The following is a 24,997-nucleotide window of genomic DNA, read 5'->3' as shown; positions in this document are numbered from 1 at the left end:
GCTTGGGTTGCCCCGAAAGTTTTATATTCAGCGGAGCATATAATCATTTTGATTAATACAAATACAATAATACATAACCTATCCAAGGGGAACTCATGGCTAATAATATAATAAAAAAAACTGCTATAGCTACGGCTGTATCAAGTGCATTTCTTGCTACTTTTGTTAACGCCGCAACTTTACCTAATGCAACAATAGCACCTCAAGCCGCAGAGCCGATGAAAGAATTAGCATCTGAGCAAAAACAACCTTCGGCACATATGATTGTTTTACGTGCAGCAACTTCTGTTGATGCCGTTGCTGCAGGTACTTATGAAGCATCAAGTAGTCGTGAAATGATTGCTAACGTTGAATTGCTTCAAAACACGATGGCCAGTGAGCTTAATAGTTTAGACTTTGATGCAAAAATAATTGGTCGAACAAAAATATTAGCACCAACATTAATTGTGCAAGCTACACCAGAAGCACTGGCTAAAATTGCTAAAGACTCACGAGTAGCTAAAGTGCTACCGATGTTTGACTATGAATTACATGTAGCTGCAACGTCTGATTATATTAACGCTAAACCTTTAATTACGGAGGGCATTGTAAGTGGTAAAGGGCAGCGTGTAGCTGTTTTAGATACTGGTATTGATTATACCCACAAAGCATTTGGTGGTGAGGGTACAGTTGAGGCATACGATGCTGCTCAAGCTGATCCTACAACGGTTAATTGGCCACAAGGTATTGTACAAGGCGGTTACGATTTTATTCATGAAGATGCAGACCCGATCGAGAATGATCCTGAAGTTGTAATTCCTGATGTGGATGAACCAACAAACCATGGTACGTCTTCTTCAAATTCAGTGAATGGTATTGCACCAGATGTTGAATTATATGTTTACTCTGTTTGTGGTGGCGGTTGTCCAAGTGCCGCTCAAGCTGCGGCACTAGAAGCTGCAATGGATCCAAATGGCGATGGTGATATTTCAGACCGCGTAGATGTTATGAACATGTCGTTAGGTGGCGAATTTGGTGACACGTACACAGGTGGTGGTGCGCAGTACTTAATTCAACGTGCTGTTGATTTAGGTGTAAATATGGTTATTTCTGCTGGTAATGATGGTGATCATCCATTCCGTATCGGTGGTCCAAGTACAACACCAAATGCGTTATCAGTAGGTGCAATGACTCACCCTACAACTGAAGTTTTAGTAGCAACGGGCACTGTCGCAGGTATTGAAGGTAATATTCAAGCATCAGGCTTTGGTCCGCAAACTGACTTTGTAATTACAGATGCAGATATTGATTTAGTGTACCCTGACACAAACCAAGATGGTTGTGTTGATTTTGCTGATGATGTTGATTTTACTGGAAAAGCGGTTTTAATTGACCGTGGCGCATGTTCATTTACAGCTAAAGTGCTTAATGCACAAAAGAAAGGTGCTGAGTTTGTACTTATAGCTAATAATACGAATGATGGCACACCGGCTCCTATGGGTGGTTTTGACGCTGATGTAACTATTAAAAGCGTAGGCATAAACTTTGTAAGCGGCTCCGCTTTAAAAGCGCAGTTAACTTCGGGTAATAAAGCAACATTTGATATTACAGTTACTGTGAGCACAACAGCAGGCGCTGTAGCTACATTCTCATCGCGTGGCCCTTCAATGGATGGCTTATTAAAACCAGAAATTACAGCACCAGGAACAAGTATTGAAGTTGCAGCAGCAGGTACGCAAGATCAACTAGCTCCTGTATCTGGAACATCTTTTTCAGGCCCTATTACAGCCGGTGCTGTTGCAATGGTACGTGAAGCTCACCCTGAGCGTAATGCATTTGAAATTAAAGCTACAATAATGAATGCAGCTGACTTAAATGTAACAAATGAGCCTTTAGCGAGTAGCCCTGACTCAGAATTAGCTCCAATTAGTATGATTGGTTCAGGCTTAGTTGACGTAACTAAAGCAGTCAACTTACCAGTAGCTGCATGGGTTAATAATACACAGTTTAATACTAAACAAGCGGCTCTTTCATTCGGCCTTGTGTCAATGGCTGGAACAGAGTCTCTAACTAAAACAGTGACCGTTAAGAACTTCTCATCTGATGCTAAAACGTATGCGCTACGCACTGAAGCTCGCTATCAAAATGATGACGATACAGCTGCAATTAGCTGGGATTTCCCTGAGTCGGTAACAATCCCTGCAGGTCAGTCAATTAACTTTGATGTGACGCTAACTGTTGATCCAACAAAACTACCAGCATGGGAATTAGAAAACCCATTTAGTGCAGACGACATTGCTGCAAGAAGCGCTGCTCTTACTTCAGTAGAGTTTGATGGTGCGCTAATATTTAATGATGCAAGCACAGATACAGACCACGATTTGCACGTTGTGTATCATGCAATGCCAAAAGCTGCGACAGAATTAAGCGTTTCGTCTCAAATCATTGATAACGAAATGGCACTTATTGTTGAAAATAGCGGCCTAACAGACATTACTCCTTTCGCAGAAAGCATTGTTGCAACAGGTACAGAGAAAACACGAGAAGAAGCTGAGTTTAATATTTTAGCGACTACTTTCTCTGCATTTGCAGATAGCTCTTGTGACTCTGGTATTTTTGTAACATCGTCTATCCAATTACGCGACCCATTAACGCATGTATTCCAAGCAGGCTACAGATTAGAAGTTGATACTGATAACGACGGTGTTTATGATCAAGTTATGCAAAATTATAACGACCGTGGTCGTCAAACTGCATTCCCTGGTCGTAGCCGTACAGTAATTGGTGAAACTGATGGCGCTGGTAACGATTCGTTAGCATGGGTTACTCCGCTTTATCACTCAGCCGGTGAAGATACTATTACCTTCTCAACTTGTAGTGAGTTACTAAATGTTGATGGTTCATTACTTGGTGAAAACATGAACTTTAAAGCATCTGTAGGTTACCCTTCATATGTTACAGGTGTATTCACTCAGACAGATAGTATTGAAGGTTCAACTACATTTGGAGCCTCTCCAAATGTAACTCTTACTTCTATGGAAACTGGCGAAGCAGTTACTTCACTTAAACCGGGTGAAAAAGCAATTGTTGAAGCAAGCGGTCCATTTGCATTATCACAAACATCTGGTTTGGATATTGTTAAAGTGATGAGTAGTACTGAGTTAGAGCTTCCTGAAATCGACGCTCCAATGCTAGTTGGTGGTGAATTTAGTGTTTCAGAAGATGCTGCTAACGGAACAGTTGTTGGTGCACTAACTATCACTGAGTCTGATCAAGACTTAGATGTGTCAGAATACTATGTGCAATCAAGTACCCACCAAGGTTTTGGTGTTGATGCCGATGGACAAGTAGTTGTAACTAACACTGAATTATTAACAGGTGATTCATCAGCTGAAATTCAAGTTGTTGCCATTGATATACGCGGTGATGTATCTGCTCCTGCTGTAGTTACTATAAGTATTACAAAAGTAGTACCGCCAGTAGTAGAGACCGTAGTACCAGAAAGCAAAAAGAGCTCATCTGGCTCACTTGCATGGTTAACATTACTAGTAGCGCCATTTGCATTTATACGCCGTCGTAAACAAAAGTAACTTTATAACTTTATAACTTTATAACTTAATAGTTATACAAAGGGAGCTTCGGCTCCCTTTTTACATAGCTTCACAAACTAAATCACAACACAGGTTATTTTTAGGTATATTTAATTACTTAATAAAAAATAAAAATATAACAAGGACTTTGACTGATGAAACGTACCCCATTCGCACTCGCTGCACTATCACTCGCTATTTTAAGTGGCTGTAACCAAGCCCCAGAAGAAACTCAAAAAAATAATACACAAGTTAAAACAGTTCAAGTAGTCCAAGCTGTTGCACCGATCGCTAAAAAAGTGCCACATGAAATGACTATTCATGGTGATACACGTATAGATGATTACTATTGGCTGCGTGATGATGAACGTAAAGCGCCAGAGGTAATTAACTATTTAGAAGCTGAAAATACATACACTGATGCAATGCTTGCACATACTAAAACGCTACAAAGCGAATTGTTTGAAGAGCTAAAAGGGCGTATTCAAAAAGACGATGATTCAGTCCCAGTTAAAAACGGTGATTATTTTTACTCAACGCAAACACGTGGCGATAACGAATACACTACTTACTTACGCAGCAGCGATTTTGCAGGTACCGATCAGCAAGTTATTTTAGATGTAAATGAGCTTGCTAAAGACCATGATTATTATGCGGTAAGTGGCTTAGATGTAAGCCCGAATGGCAATTTAATGGCTTATGGCGAAGATACTGTTAGCCGTCGTATTTATAGCATAAAAATAAAAGACTTAACTACCGGTAAATTACTCGAAGACACACTTGAAGGCACTAACGGTGGCATTGTGTGGGCAAACGATAATAAAACGGTTTACTACATTAAAAAAGATTTACAAACTCTACTAGGTTACCAAGTTTATCGTCATACATTAGGTACACCGCAAGCTGATGACGAGCTAATATACGAAGAGACTGATACCAGTTACTACATGGGTATGAGTAAAAGCAAAGATGAGTCAGAAATTTATATTTGGCACAGCAGTACGGACGCATCAGGCGTATCGGTATTAAGTGCTGATGATACCAAAGCAATGCCTAAACGCTTAATTGAACGCGAAGCAGGGCTTGAATATGGGATTTCTAAACTAGGGAATACTTACTACATTGTAACTAACTTAGATGCTGTAAATTTTCAGCTGATGAAAGTTGATATTGATAAAGCAAGCGACAAAGCAAATTGGCAAAGTGTGATCCCAGCGCGCGATGATATTAAACTAGAAGGCATTGATTTATTTAATGACTACTTAGTTTATCAAGAACGTGAAATGGGCCAATCAAAGTTGATTGCGCGTAATTTAAAAACGGGTAAAGAGTTACCACTGAGCTTTAACGACAGCGCTTATACAATTGGTACTTATGGCAATAACGATATAGATAGCAGCACGCTACGTGTTTACTACACAAGCATGACCACTCCAAGCTCATCGTACGATGTAGATTTAACGACTGGCGATAAAACGCTTCTTAAGCAACAGGTTGTATTAGGTGATTTTGATGCTGACAATTACGCTTCAGAGCGTATTTTTGTAACAGCACGCGATGGCATTAAAGTACCGGTAAGCTTAGTTTACCGTAAAGATACGTTTAAAAAAGATGGCGCTAACCCGCTACTGCAATATGGTTATGGGTCGTACGGTGCAACCATGGATCCAACGTTCTCAAGCTCACGTTTGAGCTTATTAGACCGTGGCTTTGTATTTGCAATTGCTCATGTTCGTGGCTCGCAAATGCTCGGTCGTCCTTGGTACGAAGATGGTAAGCTACTCACTAAAAAGAATACGTTTAACGACTTTGTTGACGTAACTAAAGCATTGGTTTCTCAAAAGTATGGCGCAAAAGATGAAATATTTGCGTTAGGCGGCAGTGCTGGTGGCTTACTAATGGGCGCAGTGGCAAACCAAGCGCCTGAGCTTTATAAAGGCATGGTTGCTGCGGTACCGTTTGTAGATGTAGTTACAACGATGCTTGATGCAAGTATTCCGCTTACAACAAATGAATACGGTGAATGGGGTAACCCGAACGAAAAGGCGTATTACGATTACATGCTGTCTTATTCGCCATATGACCAAGTATCTAAGCAAGCGTATCCTAATATGCTAGTAACGACGGGCCTGCACGACTCACAAGTTCAATACTTTGAACCTGCAAAATGGGTTGCTAAGCTGCGTGACTATAAAACTGATGACAATAAGTTATTGTTTAAAATAGATATGGAAGCAGGGCATGGCGGCGCATCGGGTCGCTTTAAACGCTTAGAAGATACCGCGCTAAACTATGCATTTATGCTTGATTTAGCGGGTATTAAAAAGTAATTAATTTATATATTTAAAATAAATAAAAAATGTAAGGTGCTTTTTAAGAAAGCACCTTTTTTTGTGGCAAGTTAAAGCTAAACATAGTGCCTTTACCAATTTCACTTTGTACGTAAATTTCGCTATCCATCAGTTTTAATAGCCCTCTGCAAATAGCCAATCCTAAACCACCTTGCTGGCGCCCTTCTTTATTTGAGTTGCTTGCTTGGTAGTGCGGGTCAAAAATAGCATTCAGCTCATCTTCTTTTATGCCTACACCAGTATCGGATACATGCACAAATAGTTGATTATCGTCACTGCGTTTTACATGTACGGCAATGCTGCCGCCGCGAGGGGTATGCCTAATTGCATTATCAATTAAGTTACTTAGCACACGCTCTAATTTAGCTATATCGGCAACCACAGGAAAATCACAAATTGCGGGCTCTACCGATAAACTAATACCTTTTTTATCAACGGCTAAACTAAATTTTGCGATGCAATCGTAAATTAGCTCACCTAAATTAAAGGTTTCTTTGTTTATGCTTATTTCGCCATTTTCTAAGTGAGCAAGCTCAAATATTTGCTCTATGAGTAGCTTTAATTGCCCGCAATTATTAAGTGAAACTTGTAAGTACTCTTGCTGCTCTTTTTTACTTAATTGTTCGCCCGACTGATTTAATACTTCTAAAAACCCCTGCAAGGAGGCAAGTGGTGTACGTAGGTCGTGCGAGAGATGAGTTAGCAACTCTTTGCGTTGTTTATCGCCTTGTTCAAGCGCTTTAAACTGCTCGTTAATGCGCGTTAGCATGGCTTGAATACTTCGCCCTAAACTATGCACTTCGTTACTTTTTTGCGTTGAGTAGTTACTTAGCTTGGTGTCGGTAAGGCTGTAGTTTGCGGCTTCAATATTACTAACATCGCGTGCTAAGCGCTGAATTGGGTTGGTAAAAAAGCGTAGCAAAATTAGCATCGCAATAAATAAAAATGCGAGTGCAGAGCCAAGCCATAAAGCGGCTAGCCATAACTTATCATTATTTCTTACAGTGCTTAGTGAGGTGTCGTAAGCCTCACCACCAATAATTACATATAAATAACCTTGTAACTTATCGTGATTAAATACTGGCGCGGCTGAAAATATTTTTTGTTGCTCTTTATTACGAGGATTATCACCATAAATAGGTGCAGCGCTTGGGTCGTTAATCAGTCTTTTTAAAGGCGTTAAACTAATATGTGTGCGTTTAACTTTACCCGGCTTTGCTGAGTAAGTAAGAATTTTTCCGGTTTCGTCTACAAAATAAAATTCAAACGCCGGGCCTAATAACATTAAGGTATGAAAAAGATTTTCAAGCGCTTTATAGTCGTAAACACCTTCTTTTATTAATGGATTATCTTGTACTAAATGCTCAGCTAACGCTAAGTGCAGGTTTTGTTCTGCATGGTGCTTTGAAGTCAGTTCTAATTGCTTGCTCCAACCGTAAACTAGGGCACAAATAAAACAAAAAATTACGACGAGCGATATAGCTAATTTTTGATACAAAGATAATTTCATAATAGGTGTCTTAATTGAGTTGGCTAGGGTTTAGTTTGTAACCAACACCCCAAACGGTTTCGATGATAGGCGCTTGTTGGTGTTCTTCTAGCTTGGCACGTAAGCGGTTTATATGTGAATTAACCGTGTGCTCGTAACCACTGTGTTGATATCCCCATACTTTATCGAGTAATTGTTGGCGACTAAAAACATGATTAGGATGGCGTGCAAAGTAAACGAGTAAATCAAATTCGGTGGCTGTAAGGTTAAGGGCTTGTTTGCCTAAATACACTTGGTGCGAACTAAATTCTATATTGAGTGAGCCTACATTTAGTGTTTGTTCGCTATCAACGGGAGAGTTGTCGTTATTTTGGCTAGCGAGTAGCTGTGCTCTGTGGCGTAATTGGGTTTTTACTCTGGCTTGTAATTCGCGTGCAAAAAATGGCTTACAAATATAATCATCAGCGCCCATTTCAAGGCCAATAACTCTGTCCATATCGCTACTAAGCGCGGTGAGTAAAATAACGGAGGTAGTAGGGTAATGCTCTTTTATTTTTCGGCACAAACTCAAACCATCCATTTGCGGTAAGTTTATATCGAGTAAAATAAGTCCGTAGGGATGCTTGGCTATTTTTTTTAAGGCAAGCTCTGCGCTTACAACATGATCAACATGTAAGTTAAGCGACGTTAGCTGCGTGGTAATTAACTTACCTATTTCTCTGTCATCTTCTACTACTAATATTTTTTCGTGACGCATGTATTACCTCGTAAAAAGGGGGGCATCCGTGCTCCCTTACTTCCCCATTACAAGCTGGAACGTTACTGCGTGCGCGTAATTACTATTTTCGATACCGGGTTATCAAACTTATGTTCAACACCGAGTGCTGATGTTGATAATCCATCTTGATTTGAAACAATGCCTGGGTGCATTGTTATTATATCGGCAGTATCGTCACGAATTTCGTTAAATCCTTCGCCGCTAGCGGCAGGACCTGGCACAGTTTCAGCTGTTTCTGTATTTGCTTCCGTACCAGCATCATAAGCAACGGTTGTACTCATTAGCGAGTCACCTACTTCTAATGAAGATACATCTACAAGACTAAGACCGGTAAATGTGTCATTTGTATTCCCAAGCATTGCAGCAAATGACAAATTAAGCGTTTCTTGGTCTTCAACAGAGATGATTACTGTGGTTGTCTCACCAGGACCAATGCCTCCTTCAGCTGAAACAGCAGCAAGTGCACTTTCGTAACTTAGGTATTCTTCATTTGCGCCGCTTTCTGCAAGCATTTCTAAACCAACAGAGGCTGTTGTACCGAATGTCCAAGGTGCTTCATCTTCAAAAGCAATGACAGAGAGTGGTGACAAAGGCTGTCCTGCAGTTAAGTTACTAAAAGTAATAGTAAACTCATTGATTACAGGTTCTACAACAATAGGTTCAACAACGACCGGCTCTTCAACCACTGGGTCGTTATCATTATCGCTACACGCTGCAAGTGTGGTTGCAAGTGCAAGCACTAGTAGACTTTTTTTAAGGTTGTTAGCAGATAACATAGTCATGCTCCTACTTAACTGTAACGGTTAATTGTGCCACTGGGTTTAACCATCTGTGTACTGTATTACTTAAATCGCTATTGCCCGCTTCTAAATCATCATCACCTAAGCTACCAGGGTGAATATGGATACTTGTATTTGTATCACCACTTAATATACCTGTACCGCCAGTGCCAGCGTCGCCACCTGGAGCCGCAGGAATACCCGGAGTACCTGGAGCCCCAGAGCCCTCAACTACAAGCTCATTGTTTTGTTCTGTGCCTGCATCGTAAGCATTTAAATTAATTGTGTAAGTGCCTGCTTCTGTTGGAATTTTCCAGCTGTTTAAACCTACAAAGCCATCATTAGTTGGCAGCATCATTGCAGTTAAAGATAAGTACTCGTTACCGTCGGTTGTTGTCAGTGTTGCCGTTGTAGATGCGGCTGGTGCAAGTAAACCTTCAGCTGGATTTGCAGCCATGTCACTACCTGCAGCAGTAGCTTGTGCAACTAGCTCTGCAATATTGCCGCCTTCAGCCATTGTTTGTAATGCTGTAGAAGCTTCTGTTGCTACTTCAAATAGTGTGTCTTCGTTGTTGTGTGCTGTAATTAATAACGGGGTAAAGTGAATACCCTTGGTTAGGTTAGTAACTTTTAAGTCTAATTCTGCGGCCACAGTCGATTGGCTAGCTGCCGCTAAAAGAATTGCGATTGTTAATGTAGAAGCTTTCATTATTATTTCCTGTAAGTGATGATTCGAGCTAAGTATTGAATAATCGTCTCCAGAAACTCTCACAAACTTATCACTTTTTTATCACAAGATTTCACGCTGTGATTTTTAAAGGTAAATACGTTGGTTGATTAGTAGACATTTGTTTAGTTAAGAGGCAACATACATAAAACAAAAAGGAGCGTGTTATGGAAGAAAATCAACAGGTTGAACCAGTTAATAAAGATGAGCGCATGTGGGCTATGTTATGTCATTTAAGTGCACTGGCAGGTTTTGTTATGCCGTTCGGCTCAATTATTGGGCCATTAATTGTGTGGTTAATTAAAAGAGATGAAATGCCAGTTGTTGACGTACACGGTAAAAAGGCGCTTAACTTTCAAATAACGATGGCAATTGCATATGTAGTTTGTTTTTTACTGATGTTTGTAGCGATAGGCTTAATATTACTACCTATAGTGGCAATATTTTCGTTTGTGATGGTAGTGCTAGCAAGTATTAAAGCTAACGAAGGTAAAGAGTTTAATTACCCGCTGAGCTTAAATTTGATAAAATAAACATACAGTTTATTTTTATACCAATTGAATAAATTAGTGAGTTATTTAATACGCTAGAATGATTATGTTTTTAATAAAATTGGTATTATAAACCCAGCTATAGGCTGGGTTTTTACGTTTAGCCATAAGGGCATTATGCTTTATCTCACGTTATTTATTAGCGCATTTATATCTGCCACATTATTGCCCAGCTCTTCTGAGGTGATAATGGTGGGAATGATTGCCCAAGGTAAAGTTAACTTATGGCTTATGTGGTGCGTCGCAACGCTTGGAAATGTATTGGGAAGCTGCGTTAATTACTGGTTAGGCACGCAGGTATTACGTTTTAAAGATAAAAAATGGTTTCCGGTATCGCAAAAAGGGCTTGATAGCGCACAAAAGCAATTTAATAAATACGGTGTGTATAGTTTGTTGTTTGCTTGGTTACCCGTTGTGGGAGACCCATTAACGGTGATTGGGGGAATATTTAAAGTACGCTTTAGTATGTTTTTATTACTAGTAACACTAGGCAAAGGCGCGCGCTATTTAGCGGTTATCGCCCTTGCCGTAGGATTCGAAAAGCTTTTTTAAATAAGTTTTTAAGTGCTTATTTAGCCCAATCAAGCGTTAACGACACTGAGTCGGCAAAACGCAGTGCATGTGGTTTATCAACACGTGCTTTAGCGTAATGAACGCTTGGGTGTGCGTGACAAACGGCAAGAATTTCAGCCACTAATTTTTCGAGCAGTAAAAAGTGGCCTTGCTCTACTAAGCTAATTACTTCTTTCGTGATCACTTTATAATTAAGTGCTTGGTCTACTTCATCTGTTTTACACGCGTCATCAGCAGGGTAGTGAATCTCTAGATTGATCACTACATCTTGCTTTTTCTCACGCTCATCGGGGTTAAAGCCAATAAATGTACGCAGGCGCAAATTAGTAACGTTAATAATTGCATTAGCCATAGGGTTAACCTTTTATAAGCTGCAAAAATTCGTTACGTGTTTTAGGATCGCTTCTAAAGTTACCTAACATTACTGATGTACGCATGCTTGAATTTTGCTTTTCTACACCACGCATCATCATACACATGTGTTTTGCCTCAACAATAACGCCAACGCCTTTAGCGCCAGTAACTTCTTCGACTGCTTTAGCGATTTGATGCGTTAACTGCTCTTGAATTTGAAAGCGACGTGAAAACATATCAACAATACGTGCAAATTTAGACAAGCCTAATACTTTACCGTTTGGAATATAAGCAATATGGCAACGACCAATAAAAGGCAGTAAATGATGTTCACACATAGAGTAAAGCTCTATGTCTTGCACTAAAACCATATCGTCAGCATCAGACGTAAATACTGCTTTATTGGTTATCTCATCAAGCGTTTGGCGATACCCTTGTGTTAAATATTCCATTGCTTTTGCGGCACGTTTTGGCGTATCAAGTAAACCTTCGCGGTTAGCATCTTCACCTACAGCAGTAATTATTTTTTGGTAACTTTCTTTTAACTCGTCATGCATAAGTTTCTCAGTCTAGTGTGTTCTACTTTAAATGGCGTCCGCCATCAACAGGCAAGGAGCGCCCTGTGATGTAGTGGCTTTGTAATAGTAAATCAATACTATTGATAATTTCTTGGCATCCGGGTTCAATGCCCATTAATGATTTTTTAAGGGTTTTAGCTCTATATTGCTCATCGTCATGTTCATTAAAAATAATGAGCGATGGAGCAACCGAGTTCACTTTTATATTTGGCGCATATTTAGCGCTAAACGATTTGGTTAGGTTGTCGAGTGCTGCTTTACTTGCTGCATAAGCTAAGTGTTTAGGGCTGCCTGTTTCAACTACATAATCAGTAAGATGTATTATATCGGCAGGTACTTTTTCCTTTTGCTGATAGTTTAAAAGCAGCTCTGCGCACATTAAATTAATTAAATACGGTGTTTTGGCATGTATCCGCATCATATTATCAAACAGTGCTGCAAAGTCAGGGTTGTTAGCTTCGCAGTCCCAGCTTGATGCGTTATGAACAATAGCGCGCAGCGATGTTGTATGCTCTTTAAGCGTATTTATAAATGTACTAATACCTTCATCGGTACTAAAATCGGCATAAATACATACAGCGCCTTGTTGCTCTAATTTATCAACAGCGGCGTGACGAGTACGATACGTGATAATAATACTCTGCCCTTGGGCTATATAATGCTGAGCGAGTGCTAAACCAATACGTTGGCCTGCGCCGGTAATTAAAATGGGCGATGTCATATAAGGCAGTGTTCTCTTTGGCGGGTAGTTATACCAATATAATTAAAAATATCATCATTCTATCGCTATTTCATAGGGCTATAATAGCTCACTAATTTAATGCAATTGGTATTATAAAATTCAAAGCGTTAATTTATTAAAATATACGCAGCTTCTTAATCTGTCGATCAAAAAAGCAATTAATCCTCAAAGGCATTAATTGCTTTATTTTAGCTACTAAACCTTAATCGTAAATTGTCGGAATTGGTTGACGCTTATGTTGTGTACGCGTGTAAATGTTTACAAGCTTTTGTTCAACATCATTAGACACAGGTTTACCTTCTAAAAAGTCATCAATTTGCTCATAGCTCAAACCAAGTGCTTCTTCGTCTGTTAAACCTGGGCGGTCACTTTCTAAATCAGCTGTAGGTGCTTTATCTACCAATAAAGCTGGCGCACCTAGCGCAGTAGCAAGTGCACGAACTTGGCGTTTTGATAAACCAAACAGAGGGGCTAAATCGCACGCGCCGTCACCAAATTTAGTATAAAAACCAGTAATGTTTTCAGCACTATGATCGGTACCCACTACTAGGCCTTGGCAAAAACCTGCAATTTCGTACTGAGCAACCATACGTTGACGCGCTTTGACATTACCTTTAATAAAATCTATTTGAGCTTGCTCAGGCAGTGCTTCACCACAGCCAACTACGGCAGCTAGCGCTTGCTCATGCAATGCATCAGCCGCAGGTTGTACGTTTACGGTCATACGTTTACTTGGTTGAATAAAATCAACCGCCATTTGTGCTTCGTCTTCATCGGCTTGTATGCCGTAAGGTAGGCGCACAGCAATAAACTGATACTTGTTTGTGTTTTGCTCTTTATTTAGTTCGTTTACGGCAAGTTGACATAAGCGACCGCAAGTTGATGAGTCAACACCACCACTAATACCCAGTATTAATGATCGTGAGTGAGCAGCTACTAAACGTGCTTTAATAAAAGCAACTCGACGAGTTATCTCAGCATTTACATCAATCGTTGACTGAACCTTCATTTCAGCCATAATTTCGGCGCGCATTGCCAGCTCCTTATAAAATTTAATATGTGATACGCAATAAACTTATTATGTGATTTAGTTTTAATTAATTAAAGTTTTAAATGAGCTTTTATTCTGCGAAGCTCTACTTTTAATTCTTCTACTTCTGCAAGTAAATCACTCAACTCTTTGTCTTTAATTACTTCGCTTGGTAGAGCAACAAAGGCATCAGCGGGATTATTTCGTTGTTCGCCAAATAAATGAATGTATCGGCTGTCGCGTTTACCAGCTTCTCGCTCTAATTTACGCGTGTACTCGCTTTCAATCAATTTATTGAGCGCTGCCTCTACTTCATTTACGTTATTAAAATCAGCAAGTCTAGCACTGCGGGTTCTTAATTCACCAGGGGTTTGAGCACCACGCAAAAGTAATAAACAAACAATGGCACGCTGCTGAGCAGAAAATTGCAGGTTACTAAATTCAGTGTTGCAAAAGCGGTGATCGTATTTATTTACGCGACCAGAAAGCCCTTCATCTATTGTAACCAAACGCATTTCTATTAGTTCATCAAGTGCGTTTTGCACGTCTTCATCTGTAAGACTTAACACAGGATCGCGATTAGACTTTTGGTTACATGCGTTCACGAGAGCGTTTAACGATAGCGGATAATGCTCTGGCGTCGTGCTTTGTTTTTCTAGTAAGCAACCAAGAATACGTTGTTGATTTGTTGATAACTGCATAAATAATCTCAAATTAGTAAGCGTATTTTATTAGCTTACACCTTTATTGAATGCCAAGCCATTGTTGAAGCTTTGGTTGTAATGCAGCTAAATCGAGAGGCTTACTTAAATAGTCGTTCATGCCTGCGGCTAGACATTTTTCTTTATCGCCCTGCATGGCATTGGCTGTTAGCGCAATAATAGTAATATTTTCATTATCTTTACCTGCATCACCTTCTCTAATGGCTTTAGTGGCTTGGTAGCCATCCATTTCGGGCATTTGGCAATCCATTAAAACTAGCTTATATGGTTTACCTTGTTTTGCATTGAGCTTTACAATTGCCTCAAGGCCATTTTCGGCAATATCAAAAGTAACACCCGCCTGCTTTAATAGCGCCGAGGCAACTACTTGGTTTATTTTATTGTCTTCAACGAGTAGTAGTTGTGGCTCTGATGAATCGAGTACCGGTGCTTTAGTTAGCTTGTTTTGCAGCTGTGCTTGTTGCTGCTGTTGTTCAATGTATTTATCGTTCGTGAGTGAGTCAAACAAATCAGAAGGTGTAAGTGGTTTGAAAATCATACAGTCGACTTCCATACCTACTTTAGACTCCTCAGGTGAATAACTCATTGGCGCCATAAGAACTAACTTGCAACTATGCATATTTATAAAGTTTTTAAGCGCAGTTATATGCGTTTGTGGGGCTTTTTCAAAAAAGTAGTAATCAACTAAAATAGCTTCAGGGTGGGTGGTTACATTATTTAAATAATCATCAACCTCGAGATAGTCACGTAAGCAATTGACCTTTGCACCCCATACCGTGAGTTGTTTGCTGGCTGTATTTGCATTTAACGAGCACTCATCAATAATTAAAATATGTTTGTTTTTAATTAAATGACTCGGTAAATCTTGTTCTTTGCTTAAGCGAGGCTGTATTTGTATTGTGAAAGAAAATGTACTTCCTTCACCTTGCATACTGTTTACGCTTACTTCTCCGTTCATTAGCTCACACAGTTGTTTTACTATGGCAAGGCCAAGCCCTGTGCCTCCAAACTGGCGTGTAGTTGAGGTATCTGCTTGTGTAAACGAATCAAATAGCGACGCTTGTTTTTTAGGGTCAATACCAATGCCAGTATCAATAATCGAACATTGTAGGAACGAGCCATCAGTTGTTTCATCCACTTTGGCAGTAATAACGACTTCGCCATCTATAGTAAATTTAACGGCGTTGCCAATTAAGTTATTCAAAATTTGGCGTAAGCGGTTAGGGTCACTAATTATTTCGCTAACTGTAATTTGAGTGGCATCTAAAATAAGTTTTGTATTGTTTTGCTCTACTTTTAAAGCAAACGATTCAACCACTTCTCCTAATAACCGAGGCAGATTAAATTGCACGTTTTCAATATCGAGTTTACCGGCTTCAATTTTAGAAAAGTCTAATATGTCGTTAATTATATTAAGTAAAGATTGAGCTGATGACTGAGCAAGTTCGATATGATGCTTTTGCTGCAGATCTAATTGAGTTTGCTTAATTATATTAAGCATACCTAAAACCCCATTCATGGGGGTGCGAATTTCGTGGCTCATACTCGCTAAAAATTCACTTTTAGCTTCAACCGCTTGTTCAGCAGTTTCTTTGGCGGTAACGAGTTGCTGCTCAGTTTCAATACGTTTTTGGCTTGAGTATAAACTGCCAATAAGCGCTGCGACGGCAATTAAAAAGCTCTCTTCGTTACGTGACCATACCTTTGGCGATTGACATTGTTCGGCACATACAACACCCAGTGCTCCACTACCTGCAGGAATAACCACGCATAACATAGCTTGAATTTCTAAAGGGTTTAAATAGTGCGCTTTTAAAGGCGCTAAAACAGGATTGTTTAGTGTATCAGGCGCGTTAAATACAGCTTGATGATCAATGGTATTAAAAAAGTTTTTGGCATGTTTCCTTAGCCAGACAGACTCTATTGTGTCGCTTTGTAAGTGCTTGCTATGTACAGCAAACGGATTTAATTGACTCTTATCTTCATTAAAAAACCAAATGCTGGCACGTTTAACGTCAAATGCTTGGCAAATCGATTGTGTGATTATGTCTTTAGATTGACTTAGTTGTCCGTTTAATATGAGTTTATTAACGGTTAGCGACGCGAGTATTTCATTATGCAGTGCAACTTTATTGCTTTCTAATTCAATTTTTTTACGGGTATCAATATTTTGCAATGATCCAAAGATACGAATGCTTCGGCCATTCTTTCGCTCCACTTCACCGTGCGCGAGTACCCATATAGTTTTATTTTCAGCGTTAATAACTTCAAGTTCTACTTCGTAACTTTCACCAAACTTTATAGCACGTTCAATTAACCCGGCTATTTTTTTTCGGCTTTCACCTTCTTTAAAATAACCTAAATCACTTGGCCACTCAGGTTGTGTATCTAGTGAGTATTTAAATATTTTTTTGGTCATGTCTGACCAATAAATTTGCTTGTTTTCTAAATTAAATGACCAAGCCCCAATTTGAGCTAGATCACTCATTGCTTCAAGCATTTTTTCATTTTGCTGCTGACGATTAAGCATTTTTAAAAAGAATAAAAAGGCCCAAATTAATAACCCGCAAATAATAATAATCGATAACCGAAGTGGCCATACAGCTGAGTTTGGAGGGCTCCAACCTATTTTAGGTGCAACATAAAGTTGCCAATTCCCACCTTGAAAGCTTAATGTAAACTCAAGGGGGTCTTGATCTGTTATATTTTGATCACCATAAAAAAACTCCCCTTTTTTGCCTAGCCCATGTCTGCCTTGTAAAGCGACGTTATACTCTTTTTCGAGCTCATAAATACCCGAATTTTTGTAGACTTTATCAATATTAAGAACAACTGAGAGTAATCCCCAAAAGCGATTCTCTGGAGGTACGTAAACAGGAACTCGGGCAATAAGTGCAATGTCACCTTGAATTAATTTTAATGGACCAGCCATAACTATGGTATTTGTATCGCGGGCTCTAATTGCATCAGCGCGTTGGTTTTTTTCTTCTAAGAAGTTTAAACCGAGTGCTTTTTCATTACCTTTTAAGGGGTAAGTCATGCGAATTACCATATCGGGAGCGCCACCAATATTACGAAGCTCATTTGAGGTTTTAAATAGCGGTTGAGCAATTTGTTCAAATTGTTTTTGCTTTAAATTAGGCTGTGCTGCGACGGCAACCCCTAAGCCCCGAACTAGTTGGATATTAGAAACTAAAATAGATTCTAATTGAGCACGATAGGTACTTACTTCAGAGAGTATTTGTAACCTATGTGCATCTTTTACACGATTATAGTTAATACGATCAAGAACAACACCAACTAGTACAGTTAGCGTAAGCGATAACCAAAAGGTCAGCTTAAAGTTATGAACATTTGTTTTGTTATTAGTAGACGGTGACATTAGCTATATCGTGGCGTTAATTTAGGCAAATTAACTATAGCTAATTTATGACATAAATGAAAACGGCGCATTAACAAATGCGCCGTTTTATTTTTATAATTAGTAGTTTAGCTATCGCTAACTTCACGCGCCCAATGATTTTGCTTTGCTACATGTAGCTTGCGGTAACCATCAAGTAGTGCCGCATGCTTTTTAAAGCCTTCAAGCGATAAACCAGGGAAAGTTAAACCGTTAAATTGTTTTTCACCTTCGGCAATTTCAATAGCGAGTGTTACGTTATTAGCGCCAAACATTAAGCCTAACGCATCTTGGTAATCAGCGTATTGGCGCTCGTCATCATATTTTATTTCTAAAATAGCTTTTAAACAGCGAAAATGGCGCATTGCATCTTCGTTTACTTGGCCTGTATGAAGTATCCAATCTACCCAATCGATTGCCTCTTCACTGCCTGCAGCTAAGCAAAGATGCGCTTTAAGCTCACCTATACGTAGTGTGTGCCATGGCGTGTCGGCATCAGTTGCTAAACCAATAAATTCTGCGGCGCGAATAATATCGCTGTGACCGGCTTCTTCAAGGCTGTCGTAAATCTCCATCCATTGCTCGGCATCGTACTGATCAAGCGATAGGAATGTTTCGCGGAATTTAGCGCCTTCATTGTTATTACGCCAAATTAGTTCATCAACAGGGTAAATGTCTGACATGCCCGGTACTAAAATACGACATGCGTATACGTTTAGGTGCGTGTAATCCATGATGTAGATATCATGATCCATGCTGTGAATTAGGTCGGTACAGAAATTATATTCTTGCTCTGTTGTACCGCTAAAGTCCCAATGTACAAATTCAAAGTCAGGTTTTGCACGGAAGAAATCATGTGAAATTAAACCACTTGAATCAATAAAGTGCAGTTCAATGTTCTCTGGTGTTGCTACTTCATCGTTATCAAATGTTGCTGGTTGAAATACATCTAACTGATCTAAACGGCGACCTTGTAGTAACTCGGTAACGGTACGCTCAAGTGCAACTTCAAATGATGGGTGAGCACCAAAAGAGGCAAATACAGAACCATCTGTTGGGTTAATAAGCGTTACGCTCATTACAGGGTATTTGCCACCAAGTGATGCATCGGCAATACGTAAATGAAAGCCATGGCCGCGAAGTTCTTCACACGCTTCGTGAATTTTAGGGTATTGCTTAACAACATCTTCAGGCACGATTGGTAAACAAATACCTTCGGCGATGATGCGGTTTTTAATAGCGCGTTCAAATACTTCTGATAAACCTTGTACGCGTGCTTCAAATTTTGTGTTACCTGCGCTCATACCGTTAGATACAAAAATATTACCAATAACATTTACTGGAATGTATACGTCTTGGTTATCGCGCTGGCGTGTGTAGGGCAGGGTACAAATACCACGGTCAATATTGCCTGAGTTAAAATCAAAAAGGTGTGATGCGGTAAGTTCGCGCTCTGGGTCAAAGTAATCCCATAAGCTTTCATCCATAATACCTTGTGGTACTTCATCGCCTTCAACTTTAAACCATTTTTCGGTTGGGTAATGAGTAAACTCGCCATTGGCAAATTCTTCACCTAAATAAAAGTCTGCAAAAAAGTAGTTACAGCTTAAACGCTCAAAGTATTCACCTAGCGCTGAGGCAATAGAGGCTTTGTCGGTTGCGCCTTTACCATTGGTAAACATAACACCGCAATCACTGTCTTTTATATGAACCGAATAACAGTTAGCTACAGGGTTAAGCCAAAGCGCTTCTTCAACATTAATGTTTAGGGCTTTAAGCTTGTTTTGCATGGTAGAGATTGACGATTCTAGGTCGCGGTCTTTACCTTTGATAAATGTTTTTTCAGTCATATTTTACTCAACTAGTTCTGCACGATGTGTGGAGCCGACATTATCGTGGATTTTGATGTTTATTTCACCCTTTGCGAGCAAGAACATTATTATTTAATAAAACTATGGTTATTATATGCCCTTAACGCTTGGTCAAAAACGTGCAAAGGAAAGGTTGATGTTTAAAGTAATCAAACGCTTGTTGTTATTAATTGTGATTTTAGGACTGGCAAGTACCGCCGTTGTTTATGGTGTACTTACTTTAAGTTTACCCGCCCTTGATGGAAACGGACGTAGTAACGCAGTAGTAGAGCCTGTAAAAATTTCGCGCGATGCACTAGGGCAAGCAGTAATAAACGCAAATAGCCGAAACGACGCCGCCTATGGTTTAGGTTATGCGCATGGGCAAGACCGCTTTTTTCAAATGGATTTATTAAGGCGCAACGCTGCAGGCGAGCTAAGTGAATTATTTGGTAAAGCAGCGCTGGGGCTTGATAAAAAAATGCGTTTTCATCAATTACGCAAACGCAGCCAAATTATTTTACAAACGCTGCCTGATGCAGATAAGCAATTACTTAAAAGTTACGCTCAAGGTGTAAACGAAGGATTGGCGCAAGTAGGGTATTCAAGCTTTGAATATTTACTAACGGGTGCAGCACAAAATCCATGGCAAAGCGAAGACAGCCTATTAGTTATATTTAGCATGTACCTTGATTTGCAAAGTGCCACATTTAAGCGTGACCAAGCACTTATTCAAATTGAGCAAGCGTATGGTAAGCAAATGGTTGATTTTTTAACGCAACCGAGCAAATACCAAGCCGCACTTGATGGCAGCAAATTAGCGGCCTATAACGGCGGCATACCTACTTTGCCAACTCAAACAAAACAGACAGTTAAAAGCATTGACGCTAATCAAGAGCGCGGCAGTAATAACTGGGCAGTTACGGGGACGCTTACTAAAACAGGTGCGGGTATGGTGTCGGATGATATGCACTTATCGATGGCAGTACCTGTAATTTGGTACAGAGCGCAGTTAAATTATATAAAAAATGGAGATCCTGCTCAGGTAACCGGTGTATCCCTGCCCGGAGCGCCCGCCATTGTAGTGGGCACTAACAATAATGTTGCATGGGGATTTACTAACGGTTATTTAGATACCGCCGATTGGATTGCATTAAACGATAACAGTAAAACATGGCAAGTTGATGAGCCTATTGCATTACCCGATGGGGAGGTCGAAAACTACTCATTAATACTCAGCGAATACGGACCTGTAAAATACATTAACGAAAAACCTTATGCACTTAGCTGGGCGGCATACCAGCCTTATGCCGTTAATATGCAGTTATTAAAATTAGAGCAAGCCAAAACAGTAGATGATGCACTTGCTGTCGCAAGCGATGTGGGAATACCGGTGCAAAATCTAATGGTGGTCGACAGCCAGGGCAGCGCAGCGTGGAAGCATATGGGCGGTATCCCAGCGCGTAAAACGCCTAGCGAACTTGGTGTAAATGCCGATGACTACTCAGCGCTTTGGCAGCAAAGCGAGTTACAACGCCCATTTGTTAAAAACCCACAAAGCGGGCGATTATGGACTGGTAATTCTCGCGTGGTGTCGGCTGAAGATAATACCCGTTTTGGTAATGGTGGCTATGCACTGGGCGCGCGCTCAAGCCAAATACGCGATAGATTATTTGAAAAACAAACATTTGCAGAGAGCGACTTTTACGCTCTACAGCTCGATAACCAAGCTCGCTTTTTAATGCCTTGGCATGCTTTGCTATTAAAGCAATTAAACACCGAGCAAACTAAAAATCAGCAATATATAACCGCGCTCGAAAATTGGCAGCAATGTGCATGTTCAACCTCCATAGGGTATACCTTAGTTAAGCGCTACCGCGATGAAGTCATTAATATTTTATTTAGTAATATTGAAAGCCAATTAAATAAACAGCAAGGCACACTTAAATACGTAAAACGAGATTTAGAGCCCGCAGTTTGGCAGCTTATTAACAACAAACCCGACACATGGTTAAACCCACAATTTAAAAGTTGGGATGCGCAATTACTCGGTGCATTTAGCCAAACTGTTACTAAGCTTACCGAGCAATTTGGTAATAACGTACAAAGTTGGCAGTGGGGCAAGGTAAACGAGCTAGTAATAGAGCATCCGTTTGCAAAGCAAATCCCCTTACTTGCTAAGTTTTTAAATATGCCTACAGCACAAGGTTTTGGCGATAGTTACATGCCCGCTGTACAAGGGCGTAGTTTTGGCGCATCGCAGCGCTTTATTGCTCAACCAGGTCATTTAAAACGTGCAATTTTAGCTATTCCGGGAGGGCAATCGGGGCATCCGTTATCTGAATTTTATAGAGCGGGTTTTAGTGACTATGTAGAGGGCAAACATACGCCTTTATTACCTCAAGAATTAATACATCAAATAGTAATAGAGCCTACGCGATGAACTAAAGTATACCTAAACACGTTCTATATAATCACTAATAAAACAACAGAGAACTAAAATGAAAAAAATACTACCCGCATTAATAACAGGTTTATTACTAAGCACTACAGCGCAAGCCGATGAAGGCCCAGTAACAGCACAAAAATTAAGTGACCATGTATACGTACTATTTGGGCAAGGCGGTAATATTGCAGCAAGTGTAGGCGATGATGGCATTTATATTATTGATGATCAGTTTGCCAAGTTATCAGATGATATTAAAAAAACGATTAGCGATTTAAAACCAGGCAGTGCAGAGTTTGTTATTAATACGCATCATCATGGCGATCACACCGGCGGCAACGAAAATTTTGCTAAAGCGGGTGCGCACGTTATAGCACACGACAATGTACATAAACGTTTAGAAGAGCAGCATGGAGAAGGGTCAGACTTTTTACCGCGCATTAGTTTTGGTCACGATTTAAAACTGCATTTTAATAACGAACACGCCCATGTGGTGCATTATGAGCATGCACATACCGATGGCGATTCAGTTATCTTTTTTAGTAACGACAACATAGTACACATGGGCGACATTTACTTTAATTTTGGTAGCTTACCGTTTGTTGATGTAGATAGCGGCGGTAGCGTTAATGGTATTTTAGCGGCAGTAGACGATGTAGTTAAACAAATTGACGACAACACTAAAGTAATACCAGGGCACGGTAAGGTAAGTGACCGTTCAGGACTAATAGCGTATGGTAAGTTAGTTCAAAGCGCGAAAGATGTGATGCTAAAAGCAATGCAAAATAATGCAAGCTTAGAGCAAGTACTTAAAGCCGATCCATTGGCAGAACTTGGTCTTGAATACGCAGGCTGGTTACCAAAAGAGAAAGTAACCACACTCTTTTACCGCAGCTTAAAGTAGTACATCTAAAGTAAAAAACATGATACAAAGCTGAATGTATTTTAAAGTGCATTCGGCTTTTATTTTCTTATGCCTAAAGGAGTTGTGTATGTCGGCAGAAAAAACCCATCTTGAAATTTGTAACTTAACCAGAGAGCAATATCCGCAAATTAAAACCTTGATGGATCAAGCGTATCCCGACTTAGGTGGTGCGTGGCCAAGTCATACCATTTTTAGATTAATAGACCAATTTCCTGAAGGACAAATAGGTATTGTAGATGACGGCGTGCTGGTGGGCTTAGCGCTGAGCGTGCAAGTTGATTACACACGCTTTTCAAACCCGCATACATACGAAGATATTGCAGATGGCCACGACCGTGTATTTAGCGATACCGACGGCGATGCGCTATACGGCTTAGATGTTGCTATTAGCGAAACTCACAGAGGCATGCGCTTAGGTCGTCGCCTTTATGATGCCCGTAAAGAACTGTGCCGCCAATATAACCTACGCGCTATTTTAGCGGGTGGGCGTATTCCACGTTATTTTAATCACAGTAGTGAAATGACGCCAATGGAATACATTGCAAAAGTAGATCAAAGAGAGCTGTACGATCCTATTTTAAGTTTTCAGTTATCTAACGATTTTCAGGTAAAGCGTTTACTTAAAAAGTACTTACCAGAGGATCAAGAGTCAGTTGGTTACGCCACTTTACTTGAGTGGAATAACATTATGTATGAACCAACCGACACGGTACTTGAGTCAACTAAATCAATAGTGCGTGTAGGTGCTGTGCAATGGCAAATGCGCTGCGTTGAATCGGTTGAAGAAATGCTAAAGCAGGTTGAATACTTTGTAGATACCGTATCTGACTACAAAAGTGACTTTATATTATTCCCTGAATTTTTTAACGCACCACTAATGGGCTTAGGAAATCAAAGCAACCAAACGGAAGCGATTCGTTATTTAGCCGAATATACCGAAACGTTTAAAAACGCGATGTCGCGTATGGCAATAGAATACAACGCCAATATAATTACTGGCTCTATGCCACTTGCCGAAGATGATAAAATTTATAACGTGAGTTATTTATGTCACCGTAGCGGTAAAATAGACGAGCAACGTAAAATACACATTACCCCGCATGAGCAAAACGATTGGGTTATTCAAGGCGGCGACAAAATTGCTGTATTTGAAACTGATGCCGGGCGTGTAGGTATTCAAATTTGTTATGACGTTGAGTTCCCTGAATTATCGCGCATATTAGCAAAACAAGGGTTAGATATTTTGTTTGTGCCATTTTGGACAGACACTAAAAATAGCTACTTACGTGTTCGCCATTGTGCACAAGCACGCGCAATCGAAAACGAATGTTATGTAGTTATTGCAGGCTCGGTAGGTAATTTACCACAAGTAGAAAGCCTTGATGTGCAGTACTCACAATCGGCAGTGTTAACGCCTTCTGATTTTTCGTTCCCGCACGATGCAACACTTAACGAAGCCACACCTAATACAGAAATGCTGTTATTTAGTGACCTTGATATGGATAAGTTAAAAATTCTTCACAGCGAAGGCACAGTGCGTAACTTAAAAGACCGCCGCGAAGATTTATATGAAGTTATATTGAAAAAGAGAGATGTTTAATGGCGTGGATTTATTTGGTTATTGCCGGTTTACTTGAAATTGGCTGGCCGATAGGTTTAAAGGTGTCGCAAAACCCAGATACTCGTTGGCAAGGCATAGCAATAGCGGTGGCATTTTTAGTTGCTAGTGGTTTTATGTTGTGGCTTGCCCAAAAGCAAATATCTATGGGCACCTCATACGCCGTATGGACAGGCATTGGCGCTGCAGGTACGTTTTTAGTGGGTATATTGTTTTATAACGATGCCGCCACATTTGGTCGTATTGCCGGTGTACTAATGATTATTAGCGGTGTAATAACACTAAAAATCAGCTCTTAGAATCAGTCTTTAAAGCTATAAAAAAATTATAATAGCGCAGGTATAAAAGCCTGCGCTTTTTGATACTTTTAACCTAGCAACATAACCAACCTAATCTTAAAGTTTAGCCTTATCAACAGGCTAAATCGTTATAAAAGTTAAAAGAAAGTTGAGTCGTTTAACCATCTAAGTTAGTAGGACAGTGCGATCGTATCAAGTGATTAATACTTCATTGTC

19 protein-coding genes are annotated in these 24,997 nt (G+C 40.0%); 8 read left to right on the top strand and 11 right to left on the bottom strand.

The genetic code is table 11. The features are described from left to right. The first annotated feature begins 95 nt into the window (after window positions 1–95). Window positions 96–3,569, top strand: a complete 3,474-nt coding sequence (locus WNY98_RS10165; RefSeq protein ID WP_342877827.1) for a S8 family serine peptidase — start codon at window positions 96–98, stop codon at window positions 3,567–3,569. Window positions 3,570–3,724: 155 nt separating this feature from the next. Continuing rightward, on the top strand, window positions 3,725–5,899 hold the full coding sequence (locus WNY98_RS10160) for a S9 family peptidase (protein WP_342877826.1): 2,175 nt from the start codon (window positions 3,725–3,727) through the stop codon (window positions 5,897–5,899). Window positions 5,900–5,942: 43 nt separating this feature from the next. Here the strand turns inward: WNY98_RS10160 and WNY98_RS10155 are convergent, their stop codons facing one another. From WNY98_RS10155 to WNY98_RS10140, 4 genes are all read right to left on the bottom strand, one after another. After that, window positions 5,943–7,430, bottom strand: coding sequence for a HAMP domain-containing sensor histidine kinase (locus WNY98_RS10155; RefSeq protein WP_342877825.1), 1,488 nt, complete (start codon window positions 7,428–7,430; stop codon window positions 5,943–5,945). A gap of 10 nt (window positions 7,431–7,440) precedes the next feature. Further along, window positions 7,441–8,166 carry a response regulator transcription factor gene (locus WNY98_RS10150; protein ID WP_007580488.1) on the bottom strand — a complete coding sequence of 242 codons (726 nt, stop codon included), beginning with the start codon at window positions 8,164–8,166 and terminating at the stop codon, window positions 7,441–7,443. Window positions 8,167–8,228: 62 nt separating this feature from the next. Next, window positions 8,229–8,963: a spondin domain-containing protein gene (locus WNY98_RS10145; RefSeq protein ID WP_024598799.1), complete on the bottom strand. Its 735-nt coding sequence runs from the start codon at window positions 8,961–8,963 to the stop codon at window positions 8,229–8,231. Between the two features lie 10 nt (window positions 8,964–8,973). Further along, a complete protein-coding gene (locus WNY98_RS10140; protein WP_342877824.1) occupies window positions 8,974–9,675 on the bottom strand; it encodes a spondin domain-containing protein in 702 nt (233 codons plus the stop codon). A 185-nt stretch (window positions 9,676–9,860) separates the two neighbouring features. Between WNY98_RS10140 and WNY98_RS10135 the strand changes: the two genes are divergently transcribed. Next, on the top strand, window positions 9,861–10,226 hold the full coding sequence (locus WNY98_RS10135) for a DUF4870 domain-containing protein (protein WP_024598801.1): 366 nt from the start codon (window positions 9,861–9,863) through the stop codon (window positions 10,224–10,226). A gap of 135 nt (window positions 10,227–10,361) precedes the next feature. Beyond that, window positions 10,362–10,796 (top strand): YqaA family protein, encoded by a 435-nt coding sequence (locus WNY98_RS10130; RefSeq protein WP_010554546.1) that lies wholly within the window; start codon window positions 10,362–10,364, stop codon window positions 10,794–10,796. 16 nt (window positions 10,797–10,812) lie between these two features. Here the strand turns inward: WNY98_RS10130 and folX are convergent, their stop codons facing one another. The 7 genes from folX to ycaO form a co-directional block, all read right to left on the bottom strand. Then, window positions 10,813–11,169, bottom strand: coding sequence for a dihydroneopterin triphosphate 2'-epimerase (folX, locus tag WNY98_RS10125; protein WP_002962340.1), 357 nt, complete (start codon window positions 11,167–11,169; stop codon window positions 10,813–10,815). A gap of 4 nt (window positions 11,170–11,173) precedes the next feature. Then, entirely contained in the window at window positions 11,174–11,728 is a 555-nt protein-coding gene (gene folE / locus WNY98_RS10120) for a GTP cyclohydrolase I FolE (protein WP_024598803.1), read from the bottom strand. A gap of 22 nt (window positions 11,729–11,750) precedes the next feature. Continuing rightward, complete coding sequence (gene folM, locus WNY98_RS10115) at window positions 11,751–12,470, bottom strand: dihydromonapterin reductase (protein WP_342877823.1); 720 nt, start codon at window positions 12,468–12,470, stop codon at window positions 11,751–11,753. Window positions 12,471–12,693: 223 nt separating this feature from the next. Next, window positions 12,694–13,524 carry an ammonia-dependent NAD(+) synthetase gene (gene nadE / locus WNY98_RS10110; RefSeq protein ID WP_342877822.1) on the bottom strand — a complete coding sequence of 277 codons (831 nt, stop codon included), beginning with the start codon at window positions 13,522–13,524 and terminating at the stop codon, window positions 12,694–12,696. Window positions 13,525–13,592: 68 nt separating this feature from the next. After that, window positions 13,593–14,222 (bottom strand): YceH family protein, encoded by a 630-nt coding sequence (locus WNY98_RS10105; protein ID WP_342877821.1) that lies wholly within the window; start codon window positions 14,220–14,222, stop codon window positions 13,593–13,595. Window positions 14,223–14,265: 43 nt separating this feature from the next. Next, window positions 14,266–17,625: an ATP-binding protein gene (locus WNY98_RS10100; protein WP_342877820.1), complete on the bottom strand. Its 3,360-nt coding sequence runs from the start codon at window positions 17,623–17,625 to the stop codon at window positions 14,266–14,268. A 107-nt stretch (window positions 17,626–17,732) separates the two neighbouring features. Beyond that, window positions 17,733–19,493 carry a 30S ribosomal protein S12 methylthiotransferase accessory factor YcaO gene (ycaO, locus tag WNY98_RS10095; RefSeq protein WP_342877819.1) on the bottom strand — a complete coding sequence of 587 codons (1,761 nt, stop codon included), beginning with the start codon at window positions 19,491–19,493 and terminating at the stop codon, window positions 17,733–17,735. A 157-nt stretch (window positions 19,494–19,650) separates the two neighbouring features. Between ycaO and WNY98_RS10090 the strand changes: the two genes are divergently transcribed. The 4 genes from WNY98_RS10090 (at window position 19,651) to WNY98_RS10075 (ending at window position 24,781) form a co-directional block, all read left to right on the top strand. Further along, window positions 19,651–21,936 (top strand): penicillin acylase family protein, encoded by a 2,286-nt coding sequence (locus WNY98_RS10090; protein ID WP_342877818.1) that lies wholly within the window; start codon window positions 19,651–19,653, stop codon window positions 21,934–21,936. A gap of 58 nt (window positions 21,937–21,994) precedes the next feature. Continuing rightward, window positions 21,995–22,843: an MBL fold metallo-hydrolase gene (locus WNY98_RS10085; protein WP_024598810.1), complete on the top strand. Its 849-nt coding sequence runs from the start codon at window positions 21,995–21,997 to the stop codon at window positions 22,841–22,843. An 88-nt stretch (window positions 22,844–22,931) separates the two neighbouring features. Next, complete coding sequence (locus WNY98_RS10080; protein ID WP_076925558.1) at window positions 22,932–24,464, top strand: bifunctional GNAT family N-acetyltransferase/carbon-nitrogen hydrolase family protein; 1,533 nt, start codon at window positions 22,932–22,934, stop codon at window positions 24,462–24,464. Next, window positions 24,464–24,781, top strand: coding sequence for a multidrug efflux SMR transporter (locus tag WNY98_RS10075; RefSeq protein WP_076925559.1), 318 nt, complete (start codon window positions 24,464–24,466; stop codon window positions 24,779–24,781). Before WNY98_RS10080 ends, WNY98_RS10075 begins: the two co-directional genes overlap by 1 nt. Window positions 24,782–24,997: the final 216 nt, after the last annotated feature.

It is taken from the genome of Pseudoalteromonas sp. AS71 (genome assembly GCF_038900275.1).
In the GTDB taxonomy this organism is placed as follows: domain Bacteria; phylum Pseudomonadota; class Gammaproteobacteria; order Enterobacterales; family Alteromonadaceae; genus Pseudoalteromonas.
This window is presented reverse-complemented; position numbering and strand designations above follow the sequence as displayed.

Coding starts and splice junctions, on each gene's coding strand:
- WNY98_RS10085 (WP_024598810.1), top strand. CDS start 21,995: ATGAAAAAAATACTACCCGCATTAATAACAGGTTTATTACTAAGCACT.
- WNY98_RS10160 (WP_342877826.1), top strand. CDS start 3,725: ATGAAACGTACCCCATTCGCACTCGCTGCACTATCACTCGCTATTTTA.
- WNY98_RS10145 (WP_024598799.1), bottom strand. CDS start 8,963: ATGTTATCTGCTAACAACCTTAAAAAAAGTCTACTAGTGCTTGCACTT.
- folX (WP_002962340.1), bottom strand. CDS start 11,169: ATGGCTAATGCAATTATTAACGTTACTAATTTGCGCCTGCGTACATTT.
- WNY98_RS10155 (WP_342877825.1), bottom strand. CDS start 7,430: ATGAAATTATCTTTGTATCAAAAATTAGCTATATCGCTCGTCGTAATT.
- ycaO (WP_342877819.1), bottom strand. CDS start 19,493: ATGACTGAAAAAACATTTATCAAAGGTAAAGACCGCGACCTAGAATCG.
- WNY98_RS10090 (WP_342877818.1), top strand. CDS start 19,651: ATGTTTAAAGTAATCAAACGCTTGTTGTTATTAATTGTGATTTTAGGA.
- WNY98_RS10140 (WP_342877824.1), bottom strand. CDS start 9,675: ATGAAAGCTTCTACATTAACAATCGCAATTCTTTTAGCGGCAGCTAGC.
- WNY98_RS10075 (WP_076925559.1), top strand. CDS start 24,464: ATGGCGTGGATTTATTTGGTTATTGCCGGTTTACTTGAAATTGGCTGG.
- WNY98_RS10165 (WP_342877827.1), top strand. CDS start 96: ATGGCTAATAATATAATAAAAAAAACTGCTATAGCTACGGCTGTATCA.
- folM (WP_342877823.1), bottom strand. CDS start 12,470: ATGACATCGCCCATTTTAATTACCGGCGCAGGCCAACGTATTGGTTTA.
- WNY98_RS10130 (WP_010554546.1), top strand. CDS start 10,362: ATGCTTTATCTCACGTTATTTATTAGCGCATTTATATCTGCCACATTA.
- WNY98_RS10135 (WP_024598801.1), top strand. CDS start 9,861: ATGGAAGAAAATCAACAGGTTGAACCAGTTAATAAAGATGAGCGCATG.
- WNY98_RS10150 (WP_007580488.1), bottom strand. CDS start 8,166: ATGCGTCACGAAAAAATATTAGTAGTAGAAGATGACAGAGAAATAGGT.
- nadE (WP_342877822.1), bottom strand. CDS start 13,524: ATGCGCGCCGAAATTATGGCTGAAATGAAGGTTCAGTCAACGATTGAT.
- WNY98_RS10100 (WP_342877820.1), bottom strand. CDS start 17,625: ATGTCACCGTCTACTAATAACAAAACAAATGTTCATAACTTTAAGCTG.
- WNY98_RS10105 (WP_342877821.1), bottom strand. CDS start 14,222: ATGCAGTTATCAACAAATCAACAACGTATTCTTGGTTGCTTACTAGAA.
- folE (WP_024598803.1), bottom strand. CDS start 11,728: ATGCATGACGAGTTAAAAGAAAGTTACCAAAAAATAATTACTGCTGTA.
- WNY98_RS10080 (WP_076925558.1), top strand. CDS start 22,932: ATGTCGGCAGAAAAAACCCATCTTGAAATTTGTAACTTAACCAGAGAG.